5 protein-coding genes, 26 tRNA genes and 1 rRNA gene are annotated in these 9452 nt (G+C 50.2%); all 32 read right to left on the bottom strand.

Translation table 11 applies throughout. From position 1 onward, the window contains the following. Positions 1-606: 606 nt before the first annotated feature. The 32 genes from EKM97_RS11335 to rrf all read right to left on the bottom strand — a co-directional run bounded on the left by EKM97_RS11335 (position 607) and on the right by rrf (position 9325). Positions 607-2739 carry an LTA synthase family protein gene (locus EKM97_RS11335; protein WP_125572498.1) on the bottom strand — a complete coding sequence of 711 codons (2133 nt, stop codon included), beginning with the start codon at positions 2737-2739 and terminating at the stop codon, positions 607-609. Positions 2740-2897: 158 nt separating this feature from the next. After that, a complete protein-coding gene (locus EKM97_RS11330; protein WP_125572497.1) occupies positions 2898-3155 on the bottom strand; it encodes a YkuJ family protein in 258 nt (85 codons plus the stop codon). 98 nt (positions 3156-3253) lie between these two features. Then, positions 3254-4294, bottom strand: a complete 1041-nt coding sequence (locus EKM97_RS11325; protein WP_125572496.1) for a lysylphosphatidylglycerol synthase transmembrane domain-containing protein — start codon at positions 4292-4294, stop codon at positions 3254-3256. 18 nt (positions 4295-4312) lie between these two features. After that, positions 4313-5365 (bottom strand): glycosyltransferase family 4 protein, encoded by a 1053-nt coding sequence (locus tag EKM97_RS11320; protein WP_125572495.1) that lies wholly within the window; start codon positions 5363-5365, stop codon positions 4313-4315. Beyond that, a complete protein-coding gene (locus EKM97_RS11315) occupies positions 5362-6585 on the bottom strand; it encodes a glycosyltransferase family 4 protein (protein WP_125572494.1) in 1224 nt (407 codons plus the stop codon). Before EKM97_RS11315 ends, EKM97_RS11320 begins: the two co-directional genes overlap by 4 nt. 251 nt (positions 6586-6836) lie before the next feature. Next, positions 6837-6920, bottom strand: a tRNA-Leu gene (locus EKM97_RS11310). A 41-nt stretch (positions 6921-6961) separates the two neighbouring features. Continuing rightward, positions 6962-7032 (bottom strand) — tRNA-Cys (locus EKM97_RS11305). Positions 7033-7050: 18 nt separating this feature from the next. Then, a tRNA-Gln gene (locus EKM97_RS11300) sits at positions 7051-7122 on the bottom strand. A 9-nt stretch (positions 7123-7131) separates the two neighbouring features. Beyond that, positions 7132-7204 (bottom strand) — tRNA-His (locus tag EKM97_RS11295). Positions 7205-7225: 21 nt separating this feature from the next. Continuing rightward, positions 7226-7296: transfer RNA gene (locus EKM97_RS11290), tRNA-Trp, on the bottom strand. Positions 7297-7300: 4 nt separating this feature from the next. After that, a tRNA-Tyr gene (locus EKM97_RS11285) sits at positions 7301-7381 on the bottom strand. A gap of 10 nt (positions 7382-7391) precedes the next feature. Beyond that, positions 7392-7464, bottom strand: a tRNA-Phe gene (locus EKM97_RS11280). A gap of 5 nt (positions 7465-7469) precedes the next feature. Next, a tRNA-Asp gene (locus tag EKM97_RS11275) sits at positions 7470-7543 on the bottom strand. 17 nt (positions 7544-7560) lie between these two features. Then, positions 7561-7634 (bottom strand) — tRNA-Met (locus EKM97_RS11270). 9 nt (positions 7635-7643) lie between these two features. Next, a tRNA-Ser gene (locus EKM97_RS11265) sits at positions 7644-7733 on the bottom strand. A 24-nt stretch (positions 7734-7757) separates the two neighbouring features. Beyond that, positions 7758-7829: transfer RNA gene (locus EKM97_RS11260), tRNA-Glu, on the bottom strand. Between the two features lie 8 nt (positions 7830-7837). Continuing rightward, positions 7838-7925: transfer RNA gene (locus EKM97_RS11255), tRNA-Ser, on the bottom strand. A gap of 16 nt (positions 7926-7941) precedes the next feature. Then, positions 7942-8016, bottom strand: a tRNA-Ile gene (locus EKM97_RS11250). Between the two features lie 9 nt (positions 8017-8025). Beyond that, positions 8026-8096: transfer RNA gene (locus EKM97_RS11245), tRNA-Gly, on the bottom strand. 6 nt (positions 8097-8102) lie between these two features. Next, positions 8103-8175: transfer RNA gene (locus EKM97_RS11240), tRNA-Phe, on the bottom strand. A gap of 7 nt (positions 8176-8182) precedes the next feature. After that, a tRNA-Asp gene (locus EKM97_RS11235) sits at positions 8183-8256 on the bottom strand. A 17-nt stretch (positions 8257-8273) separates the two neighbouring features. After that, positions 8274-8347 (bottom strand) — tRNA-Met (locus EKM97_RS11230). Between the two features lie 42 nt (positions 8348-8389). Further along, a tRNA-Ile gene (locus EKM97_RS11225) sits at positions 8390-8463 on the bottom strand. Positions 8464-8471: 8 nt separating this feature from the next. After that, a tRNA-Met gene (locus tag EKM97_RS11220) sits at positions 8472-8545 on the bottom strand. Between the two features lie 29 nt (positions 8546-8574). Beyond that, positions 8575-8648, bottom strand: a tRNA-Pro gene (locus tag EKM97_RS11215). Positions 8649-8653: 5 nt separating this feature from the next. Beyond that, positions 8654-8727 (bottom strand) — tRNA-Arg (locus EKM97_RS11210). Between the two features lie 34 nt (positions 8728-8761). Continuing rightward, positions 8762-8833 (bottom strand) — tRNA-Gly (locus EKM97_RS11205). A gap of 17 nt (positions 8834-8850) precedes the next feature. Further along, positions 8851-8923, bottom strand: a tRNA-Thr gene (locus EKM97_RS11200). A gap of 27 nt (positions 8924-8950) precedes the next feature. Continuing rightward, a tRNA-Leu gene (locus EKM97_RS11195) sits at positions 8951-9033 on the bottom strand. Positions 9034-9053: 20 nt separating this feature from the next. Next, positions 9054-9126 (bottom strand) — tRNA-Lys (locus EKM97_RS11190). Between the two features lie 2 nt (positions 9127-9128). After that, positions 9129-9201: transfer RNA gene (locus EKM97_RS11185), tRNA-Val, on the bottom strand. Between the two features lie 7 nt (positions 9202-9208). Next, positions 9209-9325, bottom strand: a 5S ribosomal RNA gene (rrf, locus tag EKM97_RS11180). Between the last annotated feature and the right edge of the window lie 127 nt (positions 9326-9452).

Genomic DNA, 9452 nt, shown 5'->3' with positions numbered 1-9452 from the left:
AGAGAGCTCAAAGAGCTCATTATTGTTTTTAAAAAAGCGAATTGACATCGCAAATGTTTTAATTCCTTCAGCACTAAGCTGAAGAACCTACACATATACGAAACTTTGTTCAGTTTTCAAGGAACTACTTAGTTATCTCAACGACAACTTTGATATCATACCAACGCTGCCGCTCATTGTCAACAAGCAATTTTATTTAACTGCCAATCACTTGGCGGCTAAAGCACATCGCCCGTGACAACAAAGAGTATATTACCAGCAAGATTCCTCTCGGTCAAGCGTAAAAAATCGTTATCTTCACTTGATTTACGAACTTTGCAACATTGACCAACAATAACCCGCCGAATTATACGAACTATTTCGACTCTAATTTTCTCTTTGACCACGAATTACGAATAATCTTCCGAACGTTACCACAATTTGAAAGATATTTGCGTTTTTTTGGTGACGACGCCGCAAACATACATGAGCAACCGTCATAGCCTTGCACCGCGATATAAACACTCATGTAAACGCCAAAATACCGCTGGTGCAGACAACCAAAAAGGCATCCAGGACATGCCCTTGGGGACATACTGAACGCCTTTTCTAATTGTACAGTGGCAGCTACTTACTGGAATCAGACTTACTGCTGTCGCTACTACTACTGCTAGACGAGGAGGATGACTTATCCTTGTCGCTGCTCTTACTTAACTCTGGGGCATCCGTCGTGTACTCAACGGACTTACCGTCGTGCTCTGCAAGAACACTGGTCCCCTTCTTTTGCGCCTTCTTCAGCTTCTTCTTGGCTGTGCTCAGCTTGTAGGAGTAGTCTGACGCATCGATCTTCTTGTAGCCCTTCGGATCGTAGAAACGAAGCAGGTCTCCGTTAATGACACGATCGGACAAGGACAACACAGTCGTCGTCCGGTTAACGGACGCGTTCTCGTCTTCCTTCTGGGCAGCCGTTGGGTGCTTAATGACTTCACCATTAGCGGTGTTGTAGAACTTACTGCCCACCTTGGTGATTGTTGGACTCACAAAATCCCCGTTGCGGAACGCCACGGTCTGGTTGCGCCCCTTGGCAAGCAAGTCGGATCCGAACTGGACATAATTCTTATTACTGAGGCCAAGCAGGTTCATGAGCGTTGGCAGCACATCGATTTCACCACCGTAAGTGTGGTTAATGCCACCCTTGAGGCCGGCCATGTGGAACATGAGCGGCACCCGCTGAAACTGGGCGTTGTCAAAATCGTTAAAGGTCTTCTTACCGAGCAACTTGGCAACTGCCTTCTTATGGTTACCAGAAATCCCGTAGTGGTCCCCATAGAACATGACAATCGAATTCTTCTCGAGACCAGACTTCTTGAGCCAGGTCATGAATTCACCAATAGACTGGTCCAGGTAACGTGCTGTTTGCACGTAACCGTCAACCGTACTATCACCGGTCTTAGTCTTAGGAATGGAAACATTCTTCTTATCCAGTGGGTACGGGTAGTGGTTGGTCAGAGTAATCATCTTCGCGTAAAACGGCTGCGGAAGCTGTTCAATGTATGAAGAAGCTTCCTTGAAGAAAATCTTATCCTTCAGACCATAACCAATTTCGTAACTCTTCTTGTCCTTGAAGTAACCCTTGCTGATCCAGTAATCGTAGCCCCAATTCTTATAGGTGTTTTCCCGATTCCAGTAACTCGGTACATCCCCGTGCATTGCTGCGGTGGTGTAACCCTGGCCGTCGAGAATCGATGGTGCCGCCTGGAAGGTGTTGCTGGATCCGGAAATACTCATCGCGGAGCCTTCAGAAAGTCCGTACAGCGAGTTTTCAAGCATCATCTCGGCATCTGAGGTCTTCCCCTGACCAACTTGGTTGAAGAAGTTGTCAAAGCTAAGCGTGTCGCTTTCGTGATAGATTTTGTTCAGGTTCGGCGTCACTTCCTGGCCGTCGTACTTGAAGTCAATCAAGAATTGCTGGAAACTCTCCAGGTGAATCACAAACACGTTCTTGCCCTTAGCCACACCCTTGTAACTAACGTTCGGCGCCACGCGGTTGTTCTTAATCCACTTCAGCGTACTCTGCAAGTCACTGGAACTAGCATTGGCTTTCACCGCGCTGTTCTGCACGGTCTTGATACCATCATTAACGGTATAAGCATTCAGCCCGAGGTACTTAACGATGTAGTTACTGTCAAAAGTCCGGGTCAGGAGCCCCGAACGGTCGTGGTAAGCCATGGAAAGGTTCGCCCCAAACAGCAGGCAGGCAAGCAGGGTCACCAGCATCGCCACCCGCTTCTTGATTGGCGTAATGTTCACGCGCACGACCTTGAAAGCGAGTAGCAGAATCAGAATAAGCAGGTCCGCAAAGACCAGGAAGTCACTCGGCTCCATAATACCGAAAATGGCCTTGCTCAGGTTGTTGGACACTGAACTACCCGCCTTCATGAGCGCAAAGGTCATGAAGTCTGAGAATTCACGGTAGTACAGGATGTTTGCAAACAGCCAGGTACTCGTGATGGCGTCAATGATGAGGAGCGTAATGTAAGACTTACGCCCCTTCATGTACAAGACAATGCCGAACAACAGCAATGTCGTCGGGAGCGGGTTGAGTGCGAGCAGGAACTTCTGGAATGAACCTTCAACCCCCAAGTTGAATTTATTATTGTACGCCCATAAGGTTTTTGCCCAAAACAGGGCAATTGCGAGAATCAGGAACCCGACACGTGTGTTAAAAAACTGCCGAATTCGTCCGCCTACTTGCTTCATGGTGGACCTCCGTCTTTCTACTTAGTTTCTAGATGTAGTCTACACATCTTCATGGTTAATAACAATTTACCACACAGAATAGTAGCAATTACTTAACATTAACCCACTTTACGCAAAAGAAAAAGAGCGGCCAACGCCGCTCTTCCAAAGCCTAGTCATTACTGGGCATCTTCAACGTCTGTTCCGTCATCAAGCAGATCAAAAATCTCCATGGCGACAAGGTCGATGTTGTCAAACTGGAATGTCTGGTGGTTAGCCATCTCTTCAAGTTCAAATGTTTCGGTTTTAGGATCAAACGTTACTAGACCGCGTTCCTCCCCGTTCTTCTCGAAGCGACGGGTCTGAATCTCGGTGGAGTCTGCTTCCTGCATGGCCTCCAGGCGTTTGATAATTGCGACAAGCTGTGAGCTTTTCATGGGAGTGCCCCCTTCTTTTGTATCCGCTAAGAGCATACCACGGAATCGGTGCCTATGTGGCAAAAAATTGGTCACTTTAGCGAAAAAAATCATTTCAGCTAACTAATTGTTTTCTTCCCGTCGATGACGTGCGCCTTACGCCGCGGCTTCACTGCAACGGCCACGATGCCAAGAATCATCCCCATGTAGTACGTGAGAAAGCGCCAGAGCATCATCGCCAGCACCAGTTGTGCCGGGCCAACCATGAAGGTAGCAAAAATCGTTTTGAAACTGTACTCGGCGCCGCCACTGCCCCCTGGAATTGGGAACAGGGACACAATCATCACAATCATGACGTGCATCACCATGACTTGCACCAGGTTGACCTGCGGCACGTGCAGCGCCAGCAAGACGAAGTACGGCACGCTGTAGTAAAGCAGCAGCTGCACTAAAGTAAGCACGCAGGCCTTCACAACCTTCGTCTTCTCCCGCTTCAGGTGCAAGCTCTCTTGGTAGAAGGTATCAATCTTGGTTTCCAGCTCCAGGGCCAGTTCCTGCCGGCGCTTTTGACCCAGAATCCAGCCAACCGGCACCAGCATGACCGCCACCAGCTTCTTAGTGAACTTGTAGTAGTACATGACCAGCAGTAAGCCGACAATCACCACCACGTGAATGAGCATCCCGAAGGCAATCAGCCAAGATAGCGCCCCAAAATGCTGCGCAATCCGGTGGAAACCGACAATCATGGTGAAAACAAAGTTAATCAGGACCATGAACTGGTACACGATAAACTTCATCAGCAGGACCGAGCTGGCCTTGCCGCCCTCCACCCCGCTTTGAATCATGGCAAAGAGCTGCGCAGGTTGGCCGCCAGTCGCAAACGGCGTGATCGAGTTAAAGAGCTGCTCAACCAGCGGCACCCGCAGCGCCTCCCGGAATGGTAATTGTTCATTTTCCGTCCGCACGAGAATCTGCAGTACAAAAGTTTCAAACACCCAGGACAGGAGCATCACGACGACACCGAGCAGGAGCCACCACCAATTTAAGTGGAGCAGGTCCCGCATGATGTGGTGCACGTCTGTGTGCCGACCCTCCCACAAAAAAATAGCAACGCCAATCAGAAACATAATAAGCGCTGCTAGCTTATTCTTCGAAGTCATTTCGTTACATCCTCTAGTTTATTGACCGGCAGTTTTCTTACCACTCTGGTGGGCAAGATCAGCCTGCTCCTCGTAAAACTGCCGCCATACAGCGGCCAAGTGCTCTTCGGAGTACTCAGCGGTCGCGTCCGCACTCAGTTGGGCGTATTTCGCCAAGCCCGCGGGGTTGGCCCGCAACTGGCGAATGTTTGCCTCCATGTCGTCGATGTCAGTGGCCTCAATGGCATAAGGCTCAATAATCTGATCATAGAGTTGCAACTTGCGCACCATGACGGGCGTGTGCGTCGCAAAAGCCTCGAGTACAGACATTGGGAACAATTCCTCATACGACGGAAGCAAGAACAAATCCGCGATGTTGTAATAATCAATCATCGTGTCACGCGGAATAATATCAGTAAACTGCAAGTTAGCAGGCGGGTTAGCAACCACCTGCTTCAAATGGTTGTAGCCGTTGGTAATAAGTCCGAAGGAAAAGCCCCCAGCCCAGACGAACTTCACGTCCGGATTACGCTTGGCAAGGTCGATGAAATCATCAACCCCCTTGCGTTCTTGGACCTGGCCAGCGCCAAACACTACGAACTCGTCAGGTTTAATGCCTAATTTTGCCCGCAATTCAAGTTTGCGTGCTTCTGTTTCCGGGTGGAAGGTTGCAGTAGATACAAAATTCGGAATGTAGCGCACCTTGTTCGGATCAATTCCGTAAGCCGCCAACCGGGGAATGAAGTTCGGGTTGACCACAACGAGCTGGTCCATCCGCTTATAGAACGCAATGACATATTTATCCAAGCTCACGCGGGCAACGCCAGGTAACGTTAAGCTAGAATCCAGCGTATCCGGCAAAAAATGGACATAACCAATTTTGCGTCCCCGTTTGCTGCTCCAAGTGGAAAGGAAGAACTGCGGATCGATGGTGTGATAATGACTGAGGGTGCTCTTCGTGTACGAGTTCACCTTAATGTTGAACTCATCTGCGGTATACCGTTTAAGCAGCGCCATCAGTTCATCGTAGACAGCACCAACCCCTTGACCTGCCACCTTGTCAGCGGAGCTGAACATGTTAATTTCAATCATTCGATTTCCTTTCGTTTGACACGTCGGAAGCGCAATGGGCGCGCAACGGCGTGTTCAGCCAGACGTGGTGCGAGTACTTGCTCGTAGTACACGCTGGCATCGTTGTACATTTTGAGCACCCGTTCGCCAAATTGGCGTGCTGAGATGTTGCGTAGTTTGGCTTCACGCGCGCCATTTTCCTGGTACGCTTCTGGATGCTCAAAGTAGTCGATGACCTGCGCCGCCATCTCACTGGGCGTGCTGAAAGTCCGGCCCAGTGAGGGGTCATTCAGGAGAACATCGGTGTACTCACCACTTAAAGCGAGCACCTTGGTTCCGGCAGCCATTGCTTCAAGATAGGTCAGCCCCTGTGCTTCCGAATCACTTGCAGACAGGAAAATGTCCGCAGCATGGTAATACAGTGGCACTTCGTCGTGCTGCACTTCACCGATAAACCGGACGTGATCGGCAATGTCGAGTGTCTCCGCCTGTTCTTCCAGGCTGGCCCGTGCTGGCCCGTCACCCACAACGAGCAGCACGGAGTCTGGCACAGACTTCAGAATCCGAGGCATGGCGTCAATTACCTTGTTAATGCGCTTTTCAAACGCCACTCGGGATAAGGAAATGAGCACTGGCACATCACTCAGTCCCAGTTCTGCGCGAATATCGCGCGTTGGCGTTTTGGCAAAGGATTCCAAGTTCACCCCGGTGGCAATAACCCGGATTGGTGATGACACACCGTAACCAGCCAGCGTTTCAAGCACCCGGTCCGTGGGGGCGATAACCCCTGCATCGTGGTGCAAGAATGCCCGCGTCATCTGCCGCACGTGGTAAGGTTTGAGCAGGTGGCCGTTCATGACGTAGTGCAGGTAATCCTCATACATGGTGTGGTATGTGTGCACCGTTGGAATGTGCATACTGCGTGCCACAAACTTGCCAATGTAGCCGATGGAGAATTCGGTTTGCGTATGGATAATGTCGAGCTTCAGATTGCGTGCAACTTCAAGCGCCTGGAACAAACCACGCACCGCAATGCGCCGATCTTTGAACGAGACAAACGCGACACTGCCAAAACGAAAGACATTTGGTTCAACCGCGTCTTCAGGCACCCGCGGATCCGTCGTGGTAAAGATATATACAGAATGTCCCTTGCTTTCGAGCTGTTCCTTCAGGGTTTGAATGGACGTCGCAACGCCGCTAACCTGTGGAAAGTAAGTATCTGTAAAAATCCCAATGTTCACCTTACTCCCTCCAAACTGTTCGTAATAGGTAAATTATATCTAGCCAGGTCCTGCAATGCAATTTTGACCCAGCACATGCTGAATACAACACCTTATAGTTTGCGCTGACATCGCCACTAATGCATCAGACCATCGACCCATTTTCGCGTTTTTTATCTTGTCGCAGTGCTTACTTAGCAATGCGCCGATTGATTTAACTGTCGTTGTCAAAATATGAGCAAAAAAAATAGACCCTCTTGGGGTCCATCGTCTACCGGTGATCGGGGTCGAACCGATACTCCATCGCTGGAACTGGATTTTGAATCCAGCGCGTCTGCCTATTCCGCCACACCGGCATGTACATATAATATTACTTCCAGCGGCTTAACCGCAAGGAAGGCGGTAACCGGATTTGAACCGGTGATTAAGGTTTTGCAGACCTCTGCCTTACCACTTGGCTATACCGCCATATCTACCCCAAGGGGATTGGGATAGATGGATTCGAACCATCGCATGACGGAGTCAAAGTCCGTTGCCTTACCGCTTGGCTATATCCCAGAAAAAAAGGGCGGTATGTGGGAATCGAACCCACGTGTGCTGGATCCACAAACCAGTGTGTTAACCACTTCACCAATACCGCCATAATAAATATTTTGTTACACAGGGATAGTAGGAGTTGAACCCACATCGACGGTTTTGGAGACCGTTGTTCTACCATTGAACTATATCCCTAAGATGGAGGATCTAGGATTCGAACCTAGGAACCCGAAGGAACGGATTTACAGTCCGTCGCGTTTAGCCTCTTCGCTAATCCTCCATAATATAAATGGCGCGGGACGGAATCGAACCGCCGACACATGGAGCTTCAATCCATTGCTCTACCAACTGAGCTACCGAGCCATTAACGGTCGCAACGGGACTCGAACCCGTGATCTCCTCCGTGACAGGGAGGCGTCCTAACCAACTAGACCATGCGACCAAACATATTCAATTCAATTGCGGGAGTAGGGTTTGAACCTACGACCTTCGGGTTATGAGCCCGACGAGCTACCAGACTGCTCCATCCCGCGATAATATAAAGGAGAATGAGGGATTCGAACCCTCGCGTGGTTTGACCCACCTGACGGTTTTCAAGACCGTTCCCTTCAGCCAGACTTGGGTAATTCTCCATCGCGCTAAAATTTTGATGCCAATGACCCGTACGGGATTTGAACCCATGTTACCGCCGTGAAAGGGCGGTGTCTTAACCACTTGACCAACGGGCCATCATTAACGGAGACGGAGGGATTTGAACCCTCGCGCCAGTTTCCCGACCTACACCCTTAGCAGGGGCGCCTCTTCAGCCACTTGAGTACGTCTCCATATTATTCAGTTGAATGGGCCTAAATGGACTTGAACCATCGACCTCACGCTTATCAGGCGTGCGCTCTAAACCAGCTGAGCTATAGGCCCATAAAATACAGCGGGTGACGAGAATCGAACTCGCATCAACAGCTTGGAAGGCTGTGGTTTTACCACTAAACTACACCCGCAATGGATGGCGCGGGACGGAATCGAACCGCCGACACATGGAGCTTCAATCCATTGCTCTACCAACTGAGCTACCGAGCCGATTCACCGGTCGCAACGGGACTCGAACCCGTGATCTCCTCCGTGACAGGGAGGCGTCCTAACCAACTAGACCATGCGACCAATTATATTCAGTTCAATTGCGGGAGTAGGGTTTGAACCTACGACCTTCGGGTTATGAGCCCGACGAGCTACCAGACTGCTCCATCCCGCGATAACCATATTATACTACCAAACTTTGTCCACCATGTAAAGATGGACCTTGTAGGGCTCGAACCTACGACCGGACGGTTATGAGCCGTCTGCTCTAACCAACTGAGCTAAAGGTCCAAGCTCTATCGCGGCGGGGGGGATCGAACCCTCGACCTCCCGGGTATGAACCGGACGCTCTAGCCAGCTGAGCTACACCGCGAAGTGTTTCAATTTAGGACTTTCGTCCAATCGGGAAAACAGGATTCGAACCTGCGACCCCCTGGTCCCAAACCAGGTGCTCTACCAAGCTGAGCTATTTCCCGAACAATGCACCCAGTAGGGATCGAACCTACAACCTTCTGATTCGTAGTCAGACACTCTATCCAGTTGCGCTATGGGTGCATATTTAATTGTGCTTTTCCCGTTAAACAGGAAAAGCGGAAGACGGGATTCGAACCCGCGACCCCCACCATGGCAAGGTGATGTTCTACCACTGAACTACTTCCGCAAAAGCTATTTGGTTACTGCCGACTAGACGATTCGAACGCCCGACCCTCTGATTACAAATCAGATGCTCTACCTACTGAGCTAAGTCGGCATAGGGTCTACCCTTACAGGCAGATGATGCGGGTGAAGGGACTCGAACCCCCACGGTTAAAAACCACAAGAACCTAAATCTTGCGCGTCTGCCAGTTCCGCCACACCCGCGTGGCGTGTATCTACTGGGATGAGCCGTGACAGGCTCGAACTGTCGACCCACGGATTAAAAGTCCGTTGCTCTACCAACTGAGCTAACGGCTCAATGGAGGATACAGGGCTCGAACCTGTGACCCTCTGCTTGTAAGGCAGACGCTCTCCCAACTGAGCTAATCCTCCATTTTGAGCGCGGCAGCTTCCTACCCTCGCAGGCAGTTTCCCACCAACTACTATCGGCGTAAAGAAGCTTAACTTCTGTGTTCGGCATGGGAACAGGTGTATCCTTCTTGCTATCGCCACCGCACTCTATTCAATTGAAAGCTTTGTGCTTTCAAAACTGGACATCATTGTTTTTTTGCTTCGAACAGCGCATTTGCGACTGCTTGGTTAAGTCCTCGACCGATTAGTACTGGTCCGCTACAAGCATCACT

The sequence above is a fragment of the Lacticaseibacillus songhuajiangensis genome (assembly GCF_003946025.1).
GTDB classification, from domain to species: domain Bacteria; phylum Bacillota; class Bacilli; order Lactobacillales; family Lactobacillaceae; genus Lacticaseibacillus; species Lacticaseibacillus songhuajiangensis.
The sequence above is the reverse complement of the archived record's forward strand: the minus strand, read 5'-3'. Positions and strand labels throughout refer to the sequence as shown.